Source organism: Pseudomonas oryzihabitans (assembly GCF_024652905.1).
Lineage (GTDB): Bacteria > Pseudomonadota > Gammaproteobacteria > Pseudomonadales > Pseudomonadaceae > Chryseomonas > Chryseomonas benzopyrenica.
Genome location: NZ_CP102428.1, coordinates 4,128,430 through 4,150,037 on the forward strand (window position 1 = coordinate 4,128,430; position 21,608 = coordinate 4,150,037).

The 21,608-nt window shown below is 65.2% G+C and carries 21 protein-coding genes; 9 read left to right on the forward strand and 12 right to left on the reverse strand.

The window, feature by feature from the left end; all coding sequences use genetic code 11:
• Positions 1–10 precede the first annotated feature (10 nt).
• The 3 genes from nrdE to nrdH are packed head-to-tail and all read right to left on the reverse strand — an operon-like array spanning position 11 to position 2,773.
• Entirely contained in the window at positions 11–2,152 is a 2,142-nt protein-coding gene (gene nrdE / locus NRG74_RS19105; RefSeq protein ID WP_257705064.1) for a class 1b ribonucleoside-diphosphate reductase subunit alpha, read from the reverse strand.
• The gene (nrdI, locus tag NRG74_RS19110; protein ID WP_027598230.1) at positions 2,134–2,538 is read right to left on the reverse strand and encodes a class Ib ribonucleoside-diphosphate reductase assembly flavoprotein NrdI; all 405 of its coding nucleotides are present in this window, start codon (positions 2,536–2,538) and stop codon (positions 2,134–2,136) included. Before nrdI ends, nrdE begins: the two co-directional genes overlap by 19 nt.
• Positions 2,539–2,548: 10 nt before the next feature.
• On the reverse strand, positions 2,549–2,773 hold the full coding sequence (gene nrdH, locus NRG74_RS19115) for a glutaredoxin-like protein NrdH (RefSeq protein WP_017639470.1): 225 nt from the start codon (positions 2,771–2,773) through the stop codon (positions 2,549–2,551).
• A 462-nt stretch (positions 2,774–3,235) separates the two neighbouring features.
• Here nrdH and epd point away from each other — a divergent pair, with 462 nt between their 5' ends.
• The 5 genes from epd to fba all read left to right on the forward strand — a co-directional run bounded on the left by epd (position 3,236) and on the right by fba (position 7,182).
• Positions 3,236–4,279 (forward strand): erythrose-4-phosphate dehydrogenase, encoded by a 1,044-nt coding sequence (gene epd, locus NRG74_RS19120; protein WP_257705065.1) that lies wholly within the window; start codon positions 3,236–3,238, stop codon positions 4,277–4,279.
• A 27-nt stretch (positions 4,280–4,306) separates the two neighbouring features.
• On the forward strand, positions 4,307–5,470 hold the full coding sequence (locus NRG74_RS19125; RefSeq protein ID WP_017639472.1) for a phosphoglycerate kinase: 1,164 nt from the start codon (positions 4,307–4,309) through the stop codon (positions 5,468–5,470).
• A 5-nt stretch (positions 5,471–5,475) separates the two neighbouring features.
• Positions 5,476–5,673 (forward strand): hypothetical protein, encoded by a 198-nt coding sequence (locus tag NRG74_RS19130; RefSeq protein ID WP_064308165.1) that lies wholly within the window; start codon positions 5,476–5,478, stop codon positions 5,671–5,673.
• Complete coding sequence (locus NRG74_RS19135; RefSeq protein WP_017639474.1) at positions 5,670–5,999, forward strand: MliC family protein; 330 nt, start codon at positions 5,670–5,672, stop codon at positions 5,997–5,999. Before NRG74_RS19130 ends, NRG74_RS19135 begins: the two co-directional genes overlap by 4 nt.
• A 118-nt stretch (positions 6,000–6,117) precedes the next feature.
• Positions 6,118–7,182, forward strand: a complete 1,065-nt coding sequence (gene fba, locus NRG74_RS19140) for a class II fructose-bisphosphate aldolase (RefSeq protein WP_184289881.1) — start codon at positions 6,118–6,120, stop codon at positions 7,180–7,182.
• A gap of 75 nt (positions 7,183–7,257) precedes the next feature.
• Here fba and NRG74_RS19145 read toward each other — a convergent pair whose 3' ends face one another.
• A complete protein-coding gene (locus tag NRG74_RS19145; protein ID WP_257705066.1) occupies positions 7,258–8,211 on the reverse strand; it encodes a nucleoside hydrolase in 954 nt (317 codons plus the stop codon).
• 56 nt (positions 8,212–8,267) lie between these two features.
• A complete protein-coding gene (locus tag NRG74_RS19150; RefSeq protein ID WP_007161283.1) occupies positions 8,268–8,522 on the reverse strand; it encodes a YebG family protein in 255 nt (84 codons plus the stop codon).
• A gap of 316 nt (positions 8,523–8,838) precedes the next feature.
• On the opposite strand from NRG74_RS19150, the gene NRG74_RS19155 reads away from it, so the two are divergent.
• Together NRG74_RS19155 and NRG74_RS19160 are read left to right on the forward strand one after the other, a co-directional pair.
• Positions 8,839–10,332 (forward strand): lipid II flippase MurJ, encoded by a 1,494-nt coding sequence (locus tag NRG74_RS19155; protein WP_257705067.1) that lies wholly within the window; start codon positions 8,839–8,841, stop codon positions 10,330–10,332.
• Between the two features lie 287 nt (positions 10,333–10,619).
• On the forward strand, positions 10,620–11,834 hold the full coding sequence (locus tag NRG74_RS19160) for an NAD(P)-dependent oxidoreductase (RefSeq protein WP_257706617.1): 1,215 nt from the start codon (positions 10,620–10,622) through the stop codon (positions 11,832–11,834).
• 43 nt (positions 11,835–11,877) lie between these two features.
• Here the strand turns inward: NRG74_RS19160 and NRG74_RS19165 are convergent, their stop codons facing one another.
• Positions 11,878–12,570 (reverse strand): HAD-IA family hydrolase, encoded by a 693-nt coding sequence (locus NRG74_RS19165; protein WP_017639479.1) that lies wholly within the window; start codon positions 12,568–12,570, stop codon positions 11,878–11,880.
• 412 nt (positions 12,571–12,982) lie between these two features.
• On the opposite strand from NRG74_RS19165, the gene NRG74_RS19170 reads away from it, so the two are divergent.
• Positions 12,983–13,192 (forward strand): cold-shock protein, encoded by a 210-nt coding sequence (locus NRG74_RS19170; protein WP_017639480.1) that lies wholly within the window; start codon positions 12,983–12,985, stop codon positions 13,190–13,192.
• A gap of 86 nt (positions 13,193–13,278) precedes the next feature.
• Here NRG74_RS19170 and mdtD read toward each other — a convergent pair whose 3' ends face one another.
• Both mdtD and NRG74_RS19180 read right to left on the reverse strand, forming a co-directional pair.
• Entirely contained in the window at positions 13,279–14,712 is a 1,434-nt protein-coding gene (mdtD, locus tag NRG74_RS19175; protein WP_257705068.1) for a multidrug transporter subunit MdtD, read from the reverse strand.
• A gap of 72 nt (positions 14,713–14,784) precedes the next feature.
• Entirely contained in the window at positions 14,785–15,672 is an 888-nt protein-coding gene (locus NRG74_RS19180; RefSeq protein WP_257705069.1) for an acyltransferase, read from the reverse strand.
• 106 nt (positions 15,673–15,778) lie between these two features.
• Between NRG74_RS19180 and NRG74_RS19185 the strand changes: the two genes are divergently transcribed.
• Positions 15,779–17,014: an HD-GYP domain-containing protein gene (locus tag NRG74_RS19185; protein WP_257705070.1), complete on the forward strand. Its 1,236-nt coding sequence runs from the start codon at positions 15,779–15,781 to the stop codon at positions 17,012–17,014.
• A gap of 7 nt (positions 17,015–17,021) precedes the next feature.
• Here the strand turns inward: NRG74_RS19185 and NRG74_RS19190 are convergent, their stop codons facing one another.
• From NRG74_RS19190 to NRG74_RS19205, 4 genes are all read right to left on the reverse strand, one after another.
• Positions 17,022–17,636 carry a glutathione S-transferase family protein gene (locus NRG74_RS19190; RefSeq protein ID WP_017639484.1) on the reverse strand — a complete coding sequence of 205 codons (615 nt, stop codon included), beginning with the start codon at positions 17,634–17,636 and terminating at the stop codon, positions 17,022–17,024.
• A gap of 108 nt (positions 17,637–17,744) precedes the next feature.
• On the reverse strand, positions 17,745–19,121 hold the full coding sequence (locus tag NRG74_RS19195) for a sensor histidine kinase (protein ID WP_257705071.1): 1,377 nt from the start codon (positions 19,119–19,121) through the stop codon (positions 17,745–17,747).
• On the reverse strand, positions 19,118–19,792 hold the full coding sequence (locus NRG74_RS19200; RefSeq protein ID WP_064308173.1) for a response regulator: 675 nt from the start codon (positions 19,790–19,792) through the stop codon (positions 19,118–19,120). Before NRG74_RS19200 ends, NRG74_RS19195 begins: the two co-directional genes overlap by 4 nt.
• A 126-nt stretch (positions 19,793–19,918) precedes the next feature.
• Positions 19,919–21,244 (reverse strand): PQQ-dependent sugar dehydrogenase, encoded by a 1,326-nt coding sequence (locus NRG74_RS19205; protein WP_257705072.1) that lies wholly within the window; start codon positions 21,242–21,244, stop codon positions 19,919–19,921.
• Positions 21,245–21,608 lie beyond the last annotated feature (364 nt).

Below are 21,608 nucleotides of genomic sequence, written 5' to 3' on the forward strand. Positions count from 1 at the left end.
GGCGATTTCCTCACAGGCTGCAGGACACGCAGCCCTGCACCTCGGTGCCTTCCAGGGCGGCCTGGCGCAGGCGTATGTAATAGAGCGTCTTGATGCCTTTCTTCCAGGCGTATATCTGCGCCCGGTTGATGTCGCGGGTGGTGGCGGTGTCGCGGAAGAACAGCGTCAGCGACAGCCCCTGGTCGACATGGCGGGTGGCCTCGGCATAGGTGTCGATGATCTTTTCCGGGCCGATCTCGTAGGCGTCCTGGTAATACTCCTGGTTGTCGTCGGCCAGGTAGGGCGCCGGGTAGTAGACGCGGCCCAGCTTGCCTTCCTTGCGGATCTCCACCTTGGCAACGATGGGGTGAATGCTCGAAGTGGAGTGGTTGATGTAGGAGATCGAGCCGGTGGGCGGGATGGCCTGGAGGTTGCGGTTGAACAGCCCGTGCTGCATCACCGAGGCCTTGAGTTCCTGCCAGTCGGCGCGGGTCGGCAGGCGGATGCCGGCCACCTCGAACAACTCGGCCACCCGCGGGGTACGCGGGGTGAAGTCGCCCTCGGTGTACTGGTCGAAATAGGCACCGCTGGCGTACTTGGAATCGGCGAAGCCCTGGAAGCTCTGGCCACGTTCGATGGCCAGGCGATTGGAGGCGCGCACCGCGTGGTAGGTGACGGTGTAGAAGTACAGGTTGGTGAAATCCAGGCCTTCCGCCGAGCCGTAGTGGATGTGTTCACGGGCCAGGTAGCCGTGCAGGTTCATCTGCCCCAGGCCGATGGCGTGGGAGGCGGCATTGCCGGCGGCCACCGAGGGTACGCAGCGGATGTCGCTCATCTCCGAAACCGCGGTGAGACCGCGGATGGCGGTTTCCACGGTGCGGCCCAGGTCCGGTGAATCCATGCTGCGGGCGATGTTCAGCGAGCCCAGGTTGCAGGAGATGTCCTGGCCGGTGTGCGCGTAGCCCAGGTTTTCGTCGAAGCGGCTGGGGGTATTGACCTGCAGGATCTCCGAGCAGAGGTTGCTCATGTTGATGCGCCCGGCGATGGGGTTGGCGCGATTCACCGTGTCTTCGAACATCAGGTACGGGTAGCCGGACTCGAACTGGATCTCCGCCAGGGTCTGGAAGAATTCCCGGGCGTTGATCTTGCGCTTGCGGATGCGCGCATCGGCCACCATCTCGGCGTACTTGTCACTCACGCTGATATCGGCGAAGGGCACGCCATAGACCCGCTCCACGTCGTAGGGCGAGAACAGATACATGTCGGCGTTGCGCTTGGCCAGCTCGAAGGTGATGTCCGGGATGACCACGCCGAGGGATAGGGTCTTGATGCGGATCTTCTCGTCGGCGTTCTCGCGCTTGGTGTCGAGGAACCTCAGGATGTCCGGGTGGTGGGCATTGAGGTAGACGGCCCCGGCGCCCTGGCGCGAACCCAGCTGGTTGGCGTAGGAGAAGGCGTCTTCCAGCAGCTTCATGATCGGGATGATGCCGGAGGACTGGTTCTCGATGCGCTTGATCGGCGCCCCGACCTCGCGCACGTTGCTCAGCAGGAAGGCCACGCCACCGCCACGCTTGGAGAGTTGCAGCGCCGAATTCACCGCGCGACCGATGGACTCCATGTTGTCTTCGATGCGCAGGAGGAAGCAGGACACCAGCTCCCCGCGCTGGCGCTTGCCGGCGTTGAGAAAGGTCGGGGTGGCCGGCTGGAAGCGCCCGCTGATCATCTCGTCCACCAGGGACTCGGCCAGGCGTTCGTCACTGCGCGCCAGACTCAGGGCGACCATGCACACCCGGTCTTCGTAGCGTTCCAGGTAGCGCTGGCCGTCGAAGGTCTTGAGGGTGTAGCTGGTGTAATACTTGAAGGCGCCGAGAAAGCTCTGGAAGCGGAATTTGTAGGCATAGGCGCGCTCGAACAGCGCCTTCACGAAGGCCGGGGCGTACTGCTCCAGTACCGCCGCCTCGTAGTAGCCCTTGTCCACAAGATAGCCGAGTTTCTCGTCCAGGTTATGGAAGAACACCGTGTTCTGGTTGACGTGCTGCAGGAAGTACTGCCGCGCCGCCTGGCGGTCCTTGTCGAGCTGCAGCTCGCCATTGGGGCCATAGAGATTGAGCATGGCATTGAGTGCGTGATAGTCCGCGTCGCTGCCGGTCGGGGTCAGGCCTGACGTTGCCAAAAGTCGTTCACTCCCGTGCGCACCCGGTCGACATCCTCCGTCGTGCCGAGCAATTCGAATTGGTAGAGCAGGGGCACCGCGCATTTCTGGGCGACGATGCGTCCACCCAGGCAGTAGCCCTCGCCGAAGTTGGTGTTGCCGGCGGCGATGACGCCGCGGATCAGGGCCCGGTTGTGCGGATCGTTGAGAAAGTGGATCACCGGCTTGGGTACCGCGCCCTTGCTGCCGCCGCCGCCATAGGTCGGCAAGACCAGGATGTAGGGCTCGCGGGCCTTGAGCGGTTCGGCGGCGGGATCCTGAGGGATGCGCCGCGCCGGCAGACCGAGTTTCTCGACGAATCTGTGGGTGTTCTCCGAGGTGCTGGAGAAATACAGCAGCTCACCCATGGCCCTGGCCTCAGGCCACCAGCTGACCGAGCTTGTCCGGGCGGAAACCGGCCCAGTGGTCATCACCGGCCACCACCACCGGCACCTGGCGATAGCCTAGGGACTCCACGGTCTGGCGCGCCTGGGCATCCTGCTCGATATCCACCACCTCATAGGTGATCCCCTGACGGTCCAGGGCGCGATAGGTGGCGTTGCATTGCACGCAGGCAGGCTTGCTGTAGATGGTGATGGTCATGGTTGACTCCTGTCCTCAGTGTGGCGAACTCAAGGGAAAAAGCCTGACGCCAGCCGGCGTTTGCCGTGGCGGCACGGGTCTTCTCGTTGGAGCTCGTCTTGGGTCTCAAGTTCGGCCCAGATACTACATATGGTGTTTTGCAATTTCTACAGCACAACAAGTAGGGTTTTTGATCCAGGTCATGGCTCTGCTCTATCAGCTTTCGATGACCGTTTCTGCTAGGGCATCGCAGGCCGGCCGGTAGTCCTGCTTCCCTGGGAGCTACCTCTATCTGTTCACGGCAGACAACGCTCCGACCCGGATACCGCAGGGCGCCCAAGCCAGACGGTGGAATTTTTCTGCGTCTGCCAAGGAGGGCGCTTTTTTGTAGTGAGAAAGGCCGGTGCGCTACCCTGGCGACTCCCATTCGTCGTCGAACCGCCGCATAATCGGCCTTTCGCTTGCGCCCGAGTCCGTTCACGCATGAGTTCCGCTCGCTATCGCCTCGCTCTCAACGGCTACGGTCGCATCGGTCGTTGCGTGTTGCGTGCGCTGCACGAGCGCGGCGCGGCCACCGAGCTCGCCATCGTCGCCCTCAATGACCTGGCCGACCGGCCCAGCCTGGAATACCTCACCCGCTTCGATTCCACCCATGGCCGCTTTCCCGGCCGAGTGGCGCTGGACGGCGAGCGACTGCGCATCGGCGATCAGGCCCTGGAGATCCGCCGCGAGGCCGAACCCGAGCGGGTCGACTGGGCGGCGCTGGGCGTCGATCTGGTGCTGGAATGCTCCGGTGCTTTCAGCACTCGCGCCGAGGCCGGGCGCTTTCTGGCCGCTGGCGCGCCGCGGGTGCTGTTCTCCCAGCCCATGGTCAGCGAGACCGACGTGGACGCCACCGTGGTCTACGGCGTCAACCAGCTGAGCCTGCGCGGCGACGAGACGCTGGTCTCGAATGCCTCCTGCACTACCAACTGCAGTGTCCCGGTGCTGAAACTTTTGCACGAGACCCTGGGTCTGGAGTACGTCTCCATCACCACGATCCACTCGGCCATGAACGACCAGCCCGTGATCGACGCCTACCATGCCGAAGATCTGCGGCGGACGCGTTCAGCGTTCCAGTCGATCATCCCGGTGGCGACCGGCCTGGCGCGGGGCATCGAACGGCTGCTGCCGGAGCTCGGCGGGCGCATCCAGGCCCGCGCCGTGCGTGTGCCCACGGTCAACGTCTCCTGCCTGGACATCACCTGCATCGTCGGCCAGGACACCACCGCGCCGGCGCTCAACACCCTGCTGCGTGACGCCGCCCAGAGCGGCCCCCTGGCCGGGCTGATCGACTACACCGAGTTGCCCCACGCCTCCTGCGATTTCAACCACGATCCCCATTCCGCCATCGTCGATGGCAGCCAGACCCGCGTTTCCGGCCCCCGGCTGGTCAATCTGCTGGTCTGGTTCGACAACGAATGGGGCTTCGCCAACCGCATGCTCGACGTCGCCGGCCATTGGCTGCGCATCGCCAAGCCCACCTGAAACAAGCACAACTAAGGGATTGCCTGTATGTCCGTGTTGAAAATGAGCGACCTCGATCTGAAGGGTAAGCGCGTCCTGATTCGCGAAGACCTCAACGTCCCGGTGAAGGAAGGCCAGATCAAGAGCGATGCCCGTCTGGTCGCCGCCCTGCCGACCCTCAAGCTGGCTCTGGAGAAGGGTGCCGCCGTCATCGTCTGCTCGCACCTGGGCCGTCCCACCGAAGGCGAATTCAGCGAAGAGAACAGTCTGGCGCCGGTCGCCGCCTACCTAAGCAAGGCCCTGGGCCGCGAGGTACCGCTGGTGAAGGACTACCTGGACGGCGTCCAGGTCGAGCCGGGTCAGCTGGTGCTGCTGGAGAACGTGCGCTTCAACAAGGGCGAGAAAAAGAACGCCGATGAGCTGGCGAAGCAATACGCCGCCCTGTGCGACGTCTTCGTCATGGATGCCTTCGGCACCGCCCACCGCGCCGAGGGCTCGACCCATGGCGTGGCCAAGTTCGCCAAGGTCGCCGCGGCCGGTCCGCTGCTGGCTGGCGAGCTGGATGCCCTGGGCAAGGCGCTGGGCAATCCCGCCCGCCCGATGGCCGCCATCGTCGCCGGCTCCAAGGTCTCCACCAAGCTGGATGTGCTCAATTCCCTGGCGCAGATCTGCGACCAGCTGATCGTCGGCGGCGGCATCGCCAACACCTTCCTGGCCGCAGCCGGCTACAAGGTCGGCAAGTCGCTGTACGAAGCCGATCTGGTGGACACTGCCAAGGCCATCGCCGCCAAGGTCAGCGTGCCGTTGCCGGTGGACGTGGTGGTCGCCAAGGAGTTCGCCGAGACCGCCGAAGCCGTCACCAAGTCCATCAACGACGTGGCCGACGACGACATGATCCTCGACATCGGCCCGGTCAGCGCCCAGCAATTCGCCGACCTGCTGAAGTCGGCCAAGACCATCCTCTGGAACGGTCCGGTGGGCGTCTTCGAATTCGACCAGTTCGGCGAAGGCACCCGCACCCTGGCCCAGGCCATCGCCGACAGCGACGCCTTCTCCATTGCCGGCGGTGGCGACACCCTGGCCGCCATCGACAAGTACGGCATCGGTGAGAAGGTCTCCTATATCTCCACCGGTGGCGGCGCCTTCCTCGAATTCGTCGAGGGTAAGGTCCTGCCGGCCGTCGAAGTCCTCCAGCAACGCGCCCAGGAGTAATCGCCATGCGTACGCCGCTGCTCGTCTGTTCCGCTGTCTTCATGCTGGCCGGTTGCGCCGGCGGCAATGCCGACAAGGCCTGCGCGGTGTTCGCGCCGCCCCCTGCGGCGGCCGCCACGCCCACGGCGCAGAACGGCGAGCGCGTCGATACGCTCACCGGTAACGCCAACGCCGGTCGTCCCACCAGCGGCTGCGCCCAGTGAAGGGGCGTACCTTCGCCCTCGGTCTGCTGGGTCTCGCCCTGTTGGCCGGCTGTGCCGGCCGCGGTGCGCCGCAGACCGGCGGCTGGACGCACTGGGTCTGCGATTCCAAGGCGGCCTTCGACTGGCGCTATGTGGATCGCAGCCAGTCCATCGTCGACCTCAAGCTGGAAGGCGATGGCCTGATCCGTCATCTCAACCGCGAACCGGCCACCGATGGCCAGTCCTATACCGATGGGCTGGTGGCTTTCCATATTCGTGGCGACCAGGGTCTCGTCTACTGGATCGCCAACAATGACCTCATCGGCCGCGGCTGCCGGACGCCTTGAAGCGGCGAATGTCAGCTGAACCGATTAATCCACAGCGGCCAGGGGTCGGCCGCTTGAACCCTGCCAGCCGCTCATGCAGGCTGGCGCCACCACCGCCTTTGTAGGGAGATAATCACCAATGGCACTCGTCAGCATGCGTCAGCTGCTGGATCACGCCGCCGAATTCGGCTATGGCGTCCCGGCCTTCAACGTCAACAACCTCGAGCAGATGCGCGCCATCATGGAAGCCGCCGACAAGACCGATTCGCCGGTCATCGTTCAGGCCTCCGCCGGTGCCCGCAAGTATGCCGGCGCTCCCTTCCTGCGGCACCTGATCCTGGCCGCGGTGGAAGAATTCCCGCACATCCCCGTGGTCATGCACCAGGACCACGGCACCACCCCCGACATCTGCCAGCGCTCCATCCAGCTGGGCTTCTCCTCGGTGATGATGGACGGCTCGCTGATGGCCGATGGCAAGACGCCGTCCGACTACGACTACAACGTGCGCGTCACCCAGCAGACCGTGGCCTTCGCCCATGCCTGCGGCGTGTCCGTGGAAGGCGAGCTGGGTTGCCTGGGCAGCCTGGAAACCGGCATGGCCGGTGAAGAAGACGGCGTGGGCGCCGAAGGCACCCTGGATCACAGCCAGCTGCTGACCGATCCGGAAGAGGCCGCCCAGTTCGTCAAGGCCACCAAGGTCGACGCCCTGGCCATCGCCATCGGCACCAGCCACGGCGCCTACAAGTTCACCAAGCCGCCGACCGGGGATACCCTGTCGATCCAGCGCATCAAGGAAATCCATGCGCGCATCCCGGACACCCACTTGGTCATGCACGGCTCCAGCTCGGTGCCCCAGGAGTGGCTGAAGATCATCAACGAGTACGGTGGCGACATCAAGGAAACCTACGGCGTGCCGGTCGAAGAGATCGTCGAAGGCATCAAGTACGGCGTCCGCAAGGTCAACATCGACACCGACCTGCGTCTGGCCTCCACGGGTGCCATCCGCGAGTTCATGGCCAAGAACCGTAGCGAGTTCGATCCGCGCAAGTACCTGGCCAAGACCGTGACCGCCATGCGCGAAGTCTGCATCGCCCGTTACGAAGCCTTCGGCACCGCCGGCCAGGCCTCCAGGATCAAGCCGATCTCTCTGGATGCCATGTTCGAGCGTTATGCCCGCGGCGAACTGGATCCCAAGGTCAACTGATCCGGGACGTAGAAAAGGCCCCGCAAGGGGCCTTTTTTTATGCCTGTCGATCGCTTGGAGTCCGAACGGTGGCCCTTACCGCTCGGTTGCGGTCAGGACTTCTTCCATCCAGGTCACCATGCCTGCGCCGTCCATGCCCAGGCAGACCGTTACCAGCGGATTGCCGGACCAGCGCCCGTCCAGGTAGGCGCGACCCTCGGGCGCGAAGAAGGTCTGGCCTTCCGCCAGGCCTTCGGTACCAATGCTGAGATGGCCGCGCGCGGTGTGGAACAGTTCGGGGCGCCGTAGGTAGGCGAGGGCGCAGCTGTCATGGGGATGGCAGCCGTCGATGTCCTTCACGCTGCGGTAGAAGTCCGCATAGAAGTCATAGCTGCGGGCGAGTACCTCACCCAGGGCGCCCTGACGAGCGGCGATGCGCTGCAGGCGTGGCGGGTCGAGCACGGCGCGGTGGGTGGCATCCAGGCCAACCAGAGTCAGCGGCCAGGGAGCGGCAAAGACCCGCGCCGCGGCATGGGGGTCGGAAAAGATGTTGGCTTCGGCCACCGGCGTGACGTTGCCCGGCTCGACGATGGCGCCGCCCATCACCACCACCTCGCGGACGCGCTCGGCAACCGTGGGATCCAGCGCCAGGGCGAGGGCCAGGTTACCCAGCGGCCCGACCGCCACCAGGGTGATCTCACCCGGTCGCAGGCGGGTCTGCTCGACGATGAAGCGTGCGGCGTCCAGGGCGTGGGGCACCTGGCGTGGCGCGGGGAGCTGCTGATTGCCCAGGCCATCCTGGCCATGCACATGCAGGGCATGGTTACCGGCCGGCTTGACCAAGGGTTCGGCAACACCGGCGGCGACGGGCGTGTCCCGGCCCGCCAGCTCGGTGAGCAGCAGGGCGTTACGGGTCGCCGTGCTGACCGGCACGTTGCCGAAGGTCGTGGTCAGGCCGATCACCTCGAAGGCGGGATCGGCAAACAGCAGGGCGATGGCCTGGGCGTCGTCCACGCCAGGATCGGTATCGAAGATGATGGGAAGGGACAAGAGGCTTTCTCCGGCTCAGATCTCTTCCCAGGCTACCCGAGGGGCAGCGCCTCTCGCTAGCTGGGCAGGTCCAACTCGCCCAGCGCATCCGGCTGGTTGCGAAACGCCCGGGCAAAGACTTCGCGATTGCGGGCCATGAACAGCCCCAGGTCTTCGCACTGCTTTTCGGCAAGACCGGGGACGGCCTTGTCCAGCACACTGGCGAGCGACTCGGCCAGCTCCAACATTTTATCGTGACGATCGGCTTCGGCTTTATCCATGAACAGGCGCTCCGGATCTCGGCTGCTGCGATACAACACTTCGACGGCCATGCGTCACCTCGTATTCTGTATCTGGTTATATATACAGTAGTTGGCTTGCCGCCCGATTGCAAGGGCTACCGCTCGGCGGTCAGTGCCCAACCCGTCATGGCAATTTGCCAATCGTTCGACATTTCTGCATGTCTCTTGAATTGCCTCGGGAAACTTAAGCGCGGAAGCTGGTCTTTGAGTCTGGACCAAACGGGCAGCTCTGCCCGCCTTTATCCGGATCACCTCCGGCTCACGGAACGAGACCGCCCATGCCTGCCATCTTTATCCGTCCGCTTATTGCCGCACGTGGCCTGCCAGGGTCGACCGAGGTGCGGGCGTGAGTTCGACCCTGATCATCCTGGCCATCACCGTCGCCAGCTTCCTGCTGGGATTCCTGCGCGACCTGTTGATCGCCCGGCAATTCGGCGTGAGCTGGGAAGCCGACCTGATCTTTGTCGCCCTCATCCTGCCGGTGTTCTTCGAGAGCTTCTTCGGTCTCGCCCTGCGCGATGCCATGATTCCCTATCTGCAACGCATCCGTGACCGCTGCAACGCCCAGTACGAGCAGGTCGGCCGCTGGCTGTACTGGCGCATCGGCCTGTTCGGCCTGTTGCTGTCGGTGATCGGTGTCCTCGCCAGTCCCTGGCTGATGCATGCCCTGGCTCCGGGCTGGAGCGATGAGCAGGTCGAGACCGGCAAGCTGGTCTTCGCCGTCGGCACCCTGCTGATCTGCGTGCAGGCCATCCTCTATTGCCAGGGCGCGCTGCTCAACCTGGATCGCATCTTCATCCTGCCGATGACCCGCACCCTGATGCTCAATCTGGGCGCCATCCTGGCCATCGTCATCCTGCAGCCGAGTGGCATCGCGCTGTTCACCGGCATGCTGCTGCCCCAGGTGCTGCTGATCGTCATCCAGCACCGGCGGCTGGGCTATCTCAGCCAGCGCTCGGTCGCCTTCGAGAAGCCCGAGGGCAGTCCCTTCGCCGTGACCTTCGCGCCGGTGCTGCTCGCCGCCGGCGCCCAGCAGGGCTGCATGCTGGCGGAGCGCTTCTTCGCCTCGCTGCTGGCCGAGGGCAATATCACCATGCTGTCCTTCTCCTACCGCATCGTGACCATTCCGCTGACGCTCTATGCGCTGTCCATCCTGGCGATGATCTTTCCCGAGCTGACCCGCAGCTGGAACGAGGGCAATGCGGACAAGTACAGCGCGCTGATGCGCAAGGCGCTGCTCGGCACCCTGCTGTTCCTGGTGCCGGCCGCCGTGGTGCTGTTCAGCTATTCGGAGCCGGTGGTCAAGGTGCTGCTGGAGCGCGGAGCCTTTGGCGCCGAGCAGAGCGCGGCGACCGCGACCCTGGTGGTGGCCTATGCCCTCGGCCTGCCCTGGATGGGCTTGGCCCTGCTATGGGGCCGGGCCCTGCTGTCCCAGCAGCGCGCCAAGACCTTCCTCTATGCCACCCTGGCCAGTTCCTTCATCACCGTGGCCCTGGATGCCGCGCTCTATCAGCCGTTCGGCGCCCAGGGGCTGGCCTATTCCTTTACCACCGGCGCCTTCCTGCAGGCCGTGTTCATGGCGCTGGCACTCTATCGTCATTCCCTCGCCGGGCTGCACCTGTCGCTGCTGCTGCGTTGGTTGGGCGCCGGCTGCGCCGTGGCCCTGCTGAGTGTGCTGTTGCCCAAGCCTGTCGGCCTGCTGGAGCTGATCGTCAGCATCAGCGTGGCGATGCTGGGCCTTCTACTGCTGTTGCTGGTCTTGGGCGAACGTGACCTGTTCCGCCGCGGCTATTGGGCGCGCGGTGCTGACGGTGCGGAGCGCGCAGAACCGACGAGTTGAACGGCCGTCACTGGACGGCAAGGAAAAAGATGGCGATCTGCAGCCATTGATCGCTATCTGTTACGAAGTCATGAATTTTTGCTTTGGCTTCGAGTCGCACGGAAAGATTGATCCCAGTCAAAGAATTTCTGATGGAAGTGGTTTTTCCATTTGCAAGAGATCGGACACGTCGTTGGGATCGGCACTTCGCATGGTGGCTTTGCTCGCTACCGACATTCTCTTTGAAAGGAATCGATCCTATGTCCTCCCAATCCCCTGTCACCCGTATCGGCATCGTCGGTACCGGCATGATCTCGCGCTGCCTGGCCCGGCTCATCAGTCGTCACTATGACGACATGACCGTGACCCGCGTGCTGACCCGCCGGCCCATCGCCACGGTTACCGACTATCCGCTGACCGAGGCGCTCACCCAGTCGGTGGCGGATCTCATCGATCATTGCGACCTGCTGGTGGAGTGCAGCGGTGATCCCTACCATGGCACCGAGATCATCGAGCGCGCCTTCGAGGCCGGCATCAAGGTAGTCACCATCAATGCCGAGCTGCAGGTGACGACGGGTTCCTATCTGGCGGGCAAGGGATTCCTGACCGAGGCCGAGGGCGACCAGCCGGGTTCGCTGGCGGCGCTGCACGAAGAAGCGGTGCAGATGGGCTTCAAGCCGCTGGTCTACGGCAACATGAAGGGCTATCTGAACCACAACCCGACCCCGGAAGACATGGCCTACTGGTCCGCGCGCCAGGGCACCAGCGTCGATCAGACCACCTCCTTCACCGATGGCACCAAGGTGCAGATCGAGCAGGTGGTGGTCGGCAACAACTATGGCGCCACCATCACCCGCCAGGGTCTGGAAGGCCTGAATTCGACCAATCTGCAGGACAGCGCGAACATCCTGGCGCAGATGGCCGAGCAGCTGGGCACGCCCATCGTCGACTACGTGATCCCGAGCGGCTATTCCGCCGGTGGCGTCTTCGTCGTCGGTCGCCATGACGAAGACCAGGCCGGCGCCATCGAATACTTCAAACTGGGCAAGGGTCCGTACTATGTGCTGGTACGCCCCTTCCACCTCTGCTCCCTGGAAGTCGGCAAGACCCTGCGTCGCGTCATCGCCGGTGGCAAGATCCTGCTCAACAACTCCACCACGCCGACCCTGAGCGTGGCCGCCATCATGAAGAAGCCCATGGCGGCTGGCGACATCATCGAGCGCGGCATCGGTGGCTACAGCGTGCGCGGCGAAGCGGTGAAGATCGCCGAGTGCCCGGATCACCTGCCGATCGGTCTGCTCAAGCACAGCGTGCTCAAGCGCGCCATGGAACCCGGCCAGATCGTCACCTTCGACGACGTCGAACTGGCGCCCAGCCGCGCCCTGGACATCGTCCTGCAACAGCATCGCGAGGCGATCCATCGCCAGCTGCTGGAAACCCAGCTGAGCGAGCCGGCCTGGAACACGGCTGCCGACCTGGCACCGATGGCGCTGCCCAAGGCGGTGGGGGCGGTCCTGTCCTGATTCCGCTGCGGCGAAAAGCGAAGGGGCCCTGCGGGCCCCTTTTTCATTGCCCGTCGGTGGCGGCGGCGCGGAGGCGGGCGACGGTCGCGGGCAGTTCATCCATGTGGGCGATCAGGGCGGTCACGCCCAGGGCGCTCAGGGTGTCGCCGTGGTTCGGCGGAATGTGGCTGGCACCGGTGAAGCCGATGACCCGCATCCCGGCGGCCAGGGCCGCACGCGCGCCGGTGGCGCTGTCTTCGATCACCAGGCAGCGCTCTGGCGCGACGCCCAGGGTCTTGGCCGCGAGCAGGTAGACATCCGGTGCCGGCTTGGGCTGGGCCACCATGTCGGCGCTGAAGACATGGCCCGCCACCCGATCCACCAGGTCCGCCCGGCGCACCGAGGATTCAACGCTGTGCCTGAGGCTGTTGGAGGCCACCGCCAACGGTAGATCAATGCTTTCCAGGGCACGTTTCACCCCGGGAATGGGTTCGACGCTGCTGGCGATCAGGGTCTCGGCCTGGGCGCGCAGCTCGCTGAACAGCGTGGGCGGCAGGGTGATGCCGAAGCGCTGTTCGACCAGGGCGAAGATGTCCCGGGTGGTCAGGCCGAAGGTGCCGTGCAGCAGGGCTTCGAGTTCGTCACGCGGTGCGTGGGCGGCCAGACCGTCGAGGACGACGCGTTCGGCGAGGATTTCGCTGTCGACCAGTACGCCATCGCAATCGCTGATCAGCAGTTCCACAGGGGTAAGGTTCATCGGTATTCCTTGCAGGGGGATTTCACGGTCGGGGCAGTGGATCTCGTGCCCTTCGACAGCTGTGGCGGGAAGCGCAAAGGCAGGCGTGGCGGTGATTCCGGGGTGCTGCCCAGGCGGTCGAAAACAGGCTTGTCGGTGCCTTTCGAAGCGGCGTAAAACGCGCTTTGTCCAAAACGAATTCGGCCTCCGGAGGGTAATCGCTTTCCAGAAAAATATGGCGTAGAGTTCGAGAACTGTGTTTGCTTGGGTCGCCGTCGATCGTGACCTGAGGCGGTAGGCTCTTCGTCCACCCCTTGCTGCTCGATTCTTGTTACTCCTTGCAACTCAGTACCAGGCGTTTGGTCTATGCAACGCACTGCCGCGCCAGCACGTGTCAATAACAAACCCGTTATTCCAAGGAGCAACACCCGTCATGTCGAATCGTCAGAACGGCACCGTCAAGTGGTTCAACGAAACCAAAGGCTACGGCTTCATTACTCCCGAAAGCGGTCCGGACGTGTTCGTGCACTTCCGCGCCATCGAAGGCACTGGTTTCAAGACCCTGGCTGAAGGCCAGAAGGTCAGCTTCGAAGTCGTGCAAGGCCAGAAGGGCATGCAGGCAGAGCGCGTACAGGTCATCTGACACCTGACGTCGCCCGAAGCTCACGAAAAACCCCGGCCAGGCCGGGGTTTTTCGTTTCTGCCGATTCGATCGGCCTGGCGGCCGCGTCACTCCACGTTCTGCGCGCTCTTTTCCGGCTCGGCGGCCAGGGGCTTGATTCGGCGACCGGTTTCGCGGGAGGCCTGCAGGAAGATCGCCGCCGCCAGCATCGACAGGGCTCCGACGCTCAAGAACGTCGCGCGGAAGGCGGACAGCACCTCGGTGTCGCCATAGTCGTCCTGGAAGCCGCCCAGCAACGCCGCGGCGCAGGCGACGCCAAAGCTCATGGCCAGTTGCATCACCACCGACAGCAGGCTGTTGCCGCTGGCGGCCTGCTGGTCGTGCAGGTCGATGAGGGTGATGGTGTTCATGGCGGTGAACTGCATGGAGTTAACCGCGCCGAGAATGCCCAGGTGGATCAGCAGCCAGACGAAGGGGGTGGCAGGGCCGATCAGGGCGAGACTGGCGATCAGGCAGCCCAGCAGCAGGGTATTGCCCACCAGCAGGCGCCGATAGCCGAGACGGCCGATCAGCGGACCGGCGATGGGCTTGGCCAGCATCGCCGACAAGGCCAGGGGCATCATTAGCAGACCGGCCTGGGTCGGCGAATAGCCGAGGCCGACCTGGAACAGCAGCGGGATAAGAAAGGGCAGGGCGCCGCTGCCGAGACGGGCGAAGAGATTGCCGAAGATGCCCACGGCAAAGCTGCGGATACGAAACAGCTCGGCGGAAAACAGCGGCTGGTCGTGATGCAGGGCGCGCAGCCAGTAGGCGACCATGCAGGCCATACCACCCATCAGCAGCAATACCACGCGCACATGGGGCAGGTGCAGTTCGCCAAGGCCTTCCAGGGCGATGCTGATGAGGATCATGGAGGCGCCGAACAGCAGAAAGCCCAGGCCATCGAAGCGCTGTGGCAGAGGGCTGCGCAGGTCCGGCAGCAGGCGGCGGGTGGCCAGACAGCCGAGGATGCCCACCGGCAGGTTGATCAGGAAGATCCAGTGCCAGGACACGGCCTCCACCAGCCAGCCGCCCATCGCCGGGCCCGCCAGGGGGCCGATCAGGCCGGGAATGGTGATGAAGCTGAGGATGCGCACCAGTTCGCTGCGCGGATAGACGCGCAGGATCACCAGCCGCCCCACGGGCAGCATCAGCGAACCGCCGAGGCCCTGGATTACCCGGGCGGCGATCAGCAGGTTGAGGCTGGGCGCCAGGGCGCAGAGCAGCGAGCCAAAGGTGAAGAGGGCGATGGCGGTAAAGAAGACGCGGCGACTGCCGAAACGATCGGAAATCCAGCCCGAGGCAGGAATCAACAGCGCGACGGTGAGCAGGTAGGCGATCACCACCCCCTGCATGCGCAGGGGATTCTCGCCGAGGTCGGCGGCCATGCGCGGCAGGGCGGTGTTGACGATGGTCGCGTCCAACGACTGCATGAAGAAGGCGACGGCGATCAGCCAGGGAAGCCAGCGGGTCGTGGTGGTATCGAGCGTCGGGGTGGGCATTGAGGGGTCCTTGTCGAGACAGCCGACTACCCGCACTCTGACTGTCGGCAGGCGGCAGGGTGCCCCGCTGATTCAATGCGAGCGGGAATCCAGTAGCGCCTCGATCCGTTGGTCCTTTTCTGCCCAGAGCTGGCTGACCCATTGCTGGAAGTCGGCGCGAAATTCCGCGTCTTCGCTGTAGTCGCCCGCCCAGCGCGCCGGATCCAGAGGGCGCGCGCGGATATCGATGATAACGCGTTTGACCCGTCCGCAGAGCAGGTCCCAGAAGCCGGGCACGCGACCGTCCGGATAGACCAGGGTGACGTCCAGCAGGGTGTCCAGCTGCTCGCCCATGGCGGCGAGGACGAAGGCCATGCCACCGGCCTTGGGTTTGAGCAGGTGGCGATAGGGCGAATGCTGCTCGGCATGCTTGGCGGCGGTGAAGCGGGTGCCTTCCAGGTAGTTGACGATGGTCACCGGCTGGCGACGGAATTTCTCGCAGGCGCGGCGGGTGATGACCAGGTCCGCGCCCTTGAGCTCCGGGCGGCGCGCCAGCTGGGCGCGGCTGTATCTCTTCATGAAGGGGTAGTCCAGCGCCCACCAGGCCAGACCCAGGAAGGGCACCCAGATGAGTTCCTTCTTCAGGAAGAACTTGAAGTAGGGCACCTTGCCGTTGAAGGTTTCGATCAGGGCGGGGATGTCGACCCAGGACTGGTGGTTGCAGATGACCAGGTAGGAGCTGTCTCGGCTGAGCACCTCGGTGCCACGGATGTCCCAGACGGTAGGGGTGAGCCGGGCGAAGATGACCTTGTTGATCTCGGCCCAGGTCTCGGCGATGGCCGTGACTACCCGGGAGCAGACATCGCGCAGCGCCACGCTGGGCAGCAGCTTGATCAAGGCGAATGCCAGCAGCGGACCGATCATGACCAGGGTATTCAGCAGGAGCAGCAGGGAGACGGCGATACCGGTCAGGAGGTGCATGGATTCTCTCGTCTGGAACTTAGGGCGATAGTCTTTAGCGCGGCCTGGCATTTTGCGATCATTTGCTTCTGGATGGCTGCTGCCGATCAGCTGCGAAGTGAACGCCATGCTCAAGAAGGTTACCAGTGCCGAGGTCTGCCTCGGCATGTACATCCACAGATTCGAAGGCAGCTGGATCGATCATCCGTTCTGGAAGGCGCGCTTCCTGCTCCAGGAGCCGCGCGATCTGCAGAAGATCCAGGACAGCGCCGTGACCGCCGTGTGGATCGATATCGCCAAGGGGCGGGATTGCCAGCCCCCGGCCGAGCGCGCGATGCCCGTAGCTCCGGTCACGCCTCCTGAACCCGCCGTCGCGCCAGCCCGGCCTACGCCCACCACCTTCGCGACCAGCGCCCCAGGCACTGCCATCAGTTGTCCCCAGGAAATGGCCCAGGCTTCCGCCGTGAGCGCCCATGCCAAGCAGGAGGTGGCGCGACTGTTCCAGGACGTGCGCCTGGGCCAGGCCATCGAGCTGAGCGAGGTGGCGACCGTGGTCGAGCAGATATCGGCGTCGGTGCTGCGGCATCCCACGGCGCTGATCAGTCTGACGCGGCTGCGCACGGCTGACGAGTATACCTACATCCATTCGGTGTCGGTCTGCGCCCTGATGACGGCGGTGGCGCGGCAGATGGAGCTGCCGGCGGAGCAGGTGCAGCTCGCCGGCCAGGCTGGCCTGCTGCACGACGTGGGCAAGATGCGTACCCCTCTGGAGGTACTGAACAAGCCAGGCAAGCTGACCGACGCGGAATTCGCCGTGATGCAGCGGCACCCCGAGGAGGGCGTCGCCCTGCTGCAGCAGTGGGGCGCGGCCGCGGAGGTGATCGACGTCTGTCTGCACCATCACGAGAAATTCGATGGCACTGGCTATCCCCGTGGCCTGGCCGGGACGCAGATCAGTCTGCTGTCGCGCATCGCCGCGGTCTGCGACGTCTATGACGCCATTTCCTCGACCCGTCCCTACAAGACCGCCTGGAGTCCGGCGGAAGCGATTCGGCGCATGGCGGAATGGCAGGGGCATTTCGATCCCCAGGTGTTCCAGGCCTTCGTCAAGACGCTGGGCATCTATCCGATCGGCTCCCTGGTGCGGCTGAGCAACGAGCAGCTGGCGGTGGTGGTCGAGCAGCACCCGGACAGCCTGCTGACGCCGCGGGTGCGGGTGTTCTTTTCCGCTCGCTCGCGCACACCCCTGCCGCAGCGACTGCTGGATCTCGCCCGGCCCCCCGCCAACGAACGCATCCTGCGGCGCGAGGATCCGGAGGAGTGGGGCTTTCGCAATCTGCAGCGGCTCTGGCAGCAGGCCTAGCGCCGGCTCAGGGGCGGGTCGCCTGCAGCGACGGGCGTTCGTCGGTGCGGGCATACCAGGCGGCAATGCGCGGACAGTCGCTGCGCCAGGCAAAGGTGGGGATGCGGAAGTCCAGATAGCCGAGCAGGCAGGCCATGCCCAGGCTGGCCACGTCGAATTCGCCGTCCAGTTCCTGGATGGCCTCGCGCTCGAAGTAGTCCAGCGCCCGGGCGATCTTTTCCTGCTGGTTGTCCAGCCAGAGTTTCCATTGCATGCCCGGCGGGCGCATGAAGCTCTCGTAGCGGATCTGCACCGCGGCTTCCATCATGGCGTCGCACAGCGAGGCCAGGGTCAGGCGGCGCCAGCGCTCCGGGCCCTGGCGAGGGATCAGCGGGGTGCGCTCGTGCAGGGTGTCCAGATAGTCGAGGATGACGCGACTGTCGTGCAGGCAGGTGCCATCGGCCAGGCGCAGGGCGGGAATCTTGCCGGCCGGATTGGTATCGAGAACGTCGCGATTGGGGTTGAGCGGCGTCTGCTGGACGATTTCCACTTCGACCTGCTCGATCAGGTCCGTCTCGTGGAGCATCACCACGACTTTACGACCGAAGGGCGAGGCGGGAGTGTGGTACAGGATCATGGACATGGGCCGGGCTCTCCAGAGGGCAGGACTGCCTTCGCTGGTGGCGAAGCCCTGCACTGTAAGCCCTAGGCCGGCCCGGGTAAAAGATCGCCTTGGTCGTAGGCGGCTGGATCAGGCCAGGCCCGGCAGCTCGACGTACACCCCTAGCCCGCGTCCTTGCAGGCCTTCGCCCAGGTGCAGACTGCCGCCATGGATTTCGACGATGCGTTTGACGATGGGCAGGCCCAGGCCGCTGCCGACGTTCTGACCGGCGCTCTCGCTGCGATAGAAGCGGGTGAATATCATCGCCCGCTCTTCCGGGGTGACGCCGGGTCCGCTGTCGCAGACATCAATCCGAACCCGCCCGGGCACATCCTCGACGACCCGCACCAGCACCTGGCCACCGCTGGGGGTGTAGCGGATGGCATTGCCCACCAGGTTGGTGAGCAGCACCCCCAACCAGGTGGGAATGCCGGACAGCTTGACCTCCTGATCCTCCAGCACCAGGTCGATGTGCTTTTCGATGGCCAGCGGCGCGAGTTCCGAAAGGGTGTCCGCCGCCAGGCGACCGAGGTGGACGGGGACGAACTGCTCCTGCAGGGCGCCACTGTCCAGGCGGGCCAGGAGCAGGATCTGCTCCATCAGCTGGCTGATGCGTTCGGCGCTGCGGCGCACCTGCACCAGGCCCCGGGCGTGGGCCTGGGGATCGCTGGATCTCAGGGCGACCTGGGTGTGGGTCAGCAGACTGGCGAGGGGCGTGCGGATCTCGTGGGCGGCGTCGCTGGTCAGCCGGCGCTCGGCTTCCAGGGCGCCGTCCAGGCGTTGCAGCAGGGCGTTGATCTCTTCGACCAGCACCGCCGCTTCCAAGGGGACCCGGTTCAGTGCCAGGGGCTCCAGGCGCTGGGCGGAACGCTGCTTGATCTGCGCGGCCAGCTGGCGCAGCGGTTCGAGACCGCGGGTGACGCCGAACCAGATGAGTGCGGCCAGCACCGGCAGGGCCAGCGCCAGAGGAAACAGTGAGCCGAGCAGCAGCAGATTGGTGGCACCGCGTCGATCGGCCAGGTTTTCGTAGATCCAGATGCGTCCATCGCCGCTGCTCAGGCGCAGCACGCGCCAGTGCTGCCCTTCGGCCAGCAGATTGCTGAAACCGGGCGGCTGCTCGGCCAGGCCGGCAGGTGGCGCCGGGGTGCCGAGGCGCTGGTCACCGGCCTGTAGCAGATAGCCCAAGGCGTTGCGCCGCTTGAACAGCGGCAAGTCGGCGATGGCCGTGCGGCTGCGCTCCAGGGCACGCGCCGCGGGCGGCAGGCTGTGATCGCTGCCGGCGCCGAGGGTGGCCAGGTGCAGCGCTGCGGAACCGAAGTCGAGCATGTCTTCGTCCGCCAGGCGATTCACCTGGCGCAGCACCAGTTGGTAGGTCACCAGAGCGGCGATCAGCCAGCAGGCAAAGATCCCGCACAGCAGCAGCGTCAGCAGGCGCCGCCGCAGCGAGATGGCCGGGCCGTCGCTCACGGCGCCGGCCGCTCGGGTTGGTCGATGCCGTAGCCGATGCCGCGCACGGTTCGGATCAGGCTGCTGCCGAGCTTGCGTCTGAGGTGATGGATATGGACCTCGATGGCATTGCTCTCGACGTCGCCATCCCAGCCGTAGAGCGCCTGCTCCAGGCGATTGCGCGAGAGCACCTTGCCCATGTTTTCCAGCAGCAGGCGCAGCAGAGCGTATTCGCGCGGCGCCAGTTCGACTGGCTGGCCGGCCAGGGTCACCCGGTGGGTGGCCGGATCTACCCGCAGATCGTTGTGCTCCAGCTGGGGCAGCGCCCGACCCGCGCTGCGGCGGGTGAGGGCACGCACCCGGGCCAGCAGTTCGTCGAGGTCGAAGGGCTTGGTCAGGTAGTCGTCGGCGCCGGTATCCAGCCCGGTGACCCGGTCGGTGACCTTGTCGCGGGCGGTGAGGATCAGCACCGGGGTGGCGTCGCCGCGCTTGCGCAGGGCGGCCAGGACTTCGAGTCCCGAGCGGCGGGGCAGGCCGATGTCGAGCACCACCAGATCGAAGGGATCGGTTTCCAGCGCCGCCTGGGCGGCCTGGCCATCGGTCACCCAATCGACGGTATCGCCTTCCAGCGCCAGGCCGGCGCGGATGCCGTCGCCCAGCAACATGTCGTCTTCGGCCAGCAGTATTCTCATCGGTTTTTCCCAGGCGGTGGAGCGGTTGTACCGCTCCGGGCCGGCCTCGGCAAGAGCGGTGACCATCCCCCAGGATGGTCAGCTTCCAGCCTAGGCCCGGGCGCTTAAGGTCGGATTAACAAGGTCTCAGCGCTGGGCGCTGACCCGCCAGATGGTATTGCCGACATCGTCGGCCACCAGCAGGCCGCCGCGACCATCGTTGACCACCCCGACCGGGCGCCCCTGGGCCTCCTCCTTGGTATTGAGGAAACCGGTCAGCAGGTCCCGCGGCGGGCCGCTGGGCTTGCCGTCCTGGAAGGGCACGAAGATGACCTTGTAACCGCTCTTGGGATCGCGATTCCAGGAGCCGTGCTGGCCGACGAACATTCCCTGGCGAAAAGCGGCCGGCAACCCAGTGTCGGTGCTCGCGAAGGCTAGGCCCAGGGAGGCGGTGTGGGTGCCCAGGGCATAGTCGGGGGTCAGCGCCTTGGCCACCAGATCCGGGCGGGGTGGCTGCACCCGACTGTCCACGGTCTTGCCCCAGTAGCTGTAGGGCCAGCCATAGAAGCCGTCATCCTGTACCGAGGTGGCATAGTCCGGGACCAGGTCGCTGCCGATCTCGTCGCGTTCGTTGACCACCGTCCACAGCCTGCCGGTGGTGGGCTCCCAGTCCAGGCCATTGGGGTTGCGCAGGCCGGTGGCGAACAGGCGCTTCTGGCCGCTGGCGCGATCCAGCTCCCAGATGGCGGCGCGACCCTGTTCGATGTCCAGGCCGTTTTCGCCGACGTTGCTGTTGGAGCCCACGGTGAGATAGAGCTTCCGGCCATCGCGACTGGCGATGACGTTCTTGGTCCAGTGGTGATTGATGCCGGCCGGCAGGTCGGTGACCCGGGTGCCCTGGCCTTCCAGGCGGGTGGCACCGGGGCGGTAGGTGAAGCGCACCAGGGCATCGGCGTTGGCGACATAGAAGTCCTCGCCCACCAGGGCCATGCCGAAAGGCGAATGCAGGTGCTCGGCGAAGACCAGGCGGGTCTCGGCGACGCCGTCGCCGTCGGCATCGCGCAGCAGGGTGATGCGATCGGCGCTGGGCACCCCGGCGCCGGCCTTCTTCATGAACAGGCCGGCAATCCAGTTCTTGATGCCGGGAAAGTCCTCGCGCCTGGGCGCATTGCTTTCCGCCACCAGCACATCGCCGTTGGGCAATACATAGAGCCAGCGCGGATGGTCCAGGCCGCCGGCGAAGGCCTGCACCTGGGTGCCCGGCGCGGCAGTGGGCTTGCCGCCCTCGGGCCAGCCGACCGCCGGTGCCACGTTGACGGTGGGCAGCAGGGTCTTGTGGGGTTCCGGCAGGGTCGGTGCCGGGCCGTAACCGGCTTCGCGCTGCAGCCGTGCGGTCTCGCCACAGCCAAGCAGGGTCAAGGTGGCCAGGGTCACAGCCAGGGTACGCAGCGGCAGGGGCGCGCTCAGGGGCATGGCAGGGCTCTCGCGGTGGGCTTCGCAGGATAGAGCGCAGGCTCCGGCGAACGTTCCGGGCCAGGTCCTGGGGTCATCCGGCAGGTCCGCTCCAGTGGGTCTTGAAAATGACTCTTTCGGGAATGTTGGTCTTTTTGCGTGCCACGGCGTCTGACCCGTTCCTTTATGGATACAGAAAGTCTTGTCGATTCAAGGTGTTAGCTCGGCTGCGCTGGCAGTTGCGGAAAAACGGCGGCTATCTGACGCGAATCTTGGCGTAACTGGCTGTTTTTGCAGGAAAAAATTCACTAAAGCTGGGGGCGGTGACGCCGATAGCAGCCCCAACAATGACGACGAAGTCGCACCCAGCGGCGCCGCAACAGGA

Coding starts and splice junctions, on each gene's coding strand:
- nrdI (WP_027598230.1), bottom strand. CDS start 2,538: ATGGGTGAGCTGCTGTATTTCTCCAGCACCTCGGAGAACACCCACAGA.
- nrdH (WP_017639470.1), bottom strand. CDS start 2,773: ATGACCATCACCATCTACAGCAAGCCTGCCTGCGTGCAATGCAACGCC.
- epd (WP_257705065.1), top strand. CDS start 3,236: ATGAGTTCCGCTCGCTATCGCCTCGCTCTCAACGGCTACGGTCGCATC.
- NRG74_RS19125 (WP_017639472.1), top strand. CDS start 4,307: ATGTCCGTGTTGAAAATGAGCGACCTCGATCTGAAGGGTAAGCGCGTC.
- NRG74_RS19130 (WP_064308165.1), top strand. CDS start 5,476: ATGCGTACGCCGCTGCTCGTCTGTTCCGCTGTCTTCATGCTGGCCGGT.
- fba (WP_184289881.1), top strand. CDS start 6,118: ATGGCACTCGTCAGCATGCGTCAGCTGCTGGATCACGCCGCCGAATTC.
- NRG74_RS19150 (WP_007161283.1), bottom strand. CDS start 8,522: ATGGCCGTCGAAGTGTTGTATCGCAGCAGCCGAGATCCGGAGCGCCTG.
- NRG74_RS19160 (WP_257706617.1), top strand. CDS start 10,620: ATGATCTCGCGCTGCCTGGCCCGGCTCATCAGTCGTCACTATGACGAC.
- NRG74_RS19165 (WP_017639479.1), bottom strand. CDS start 12,570: ATGAACCTTACCCCTGTGGAACTGCTGATCAGCGATTGCGATGGCGTA.
- NRG74_RS19170 (WP_017639480.1), top strand. CDS start 12,983: ATGTCGAATCGTCAGAACGGCACCGTCAAGTGGTTCAACGAAACCAAA.
- mdtD (WP_257705068.1), bottom strand. CDS start 14,712: ATGCCCACCCCGACGCTCGATACCACCACGACCCGCTGGCTTCCCTGG.
- NRG74_RS19180 (WP_257705069.1), bottom strand. CDS start 15,672: ATGCACCTCCTGACCGGTATCGCCGTCTCCCTGCTGCTCCTGCTGAAT.
- NRG74_RS19185 (WP_257705070.1), top strand. CDS start 15,779: ATGCTCAAGAAGGTTACCAGTGCCGAGGTCTGCCTCGGCATGTACATC.
- NRG74_RS19190 (WP_017639484.1), bottom strand. CDS start 17,636: ATGTCCATGATCCTGTACCACACTCCCGCCTCGCCCTTCGGTCGTAAA.
- NRG74_RS19200 (WP_064308173.1), bottom strand. CDS start 19,792: ATGAGAATACTGCTGGCCGAAGACGACATGTTGCTGGGCGACGGCATC.
- NRG74_RS19205 (WP_257705072.1), bottom strand. CDS start 21,244: ATGCCCCTGAGCGCGCCCCTGCCGCTGCGTACCCTGGCTGTGACCCTG.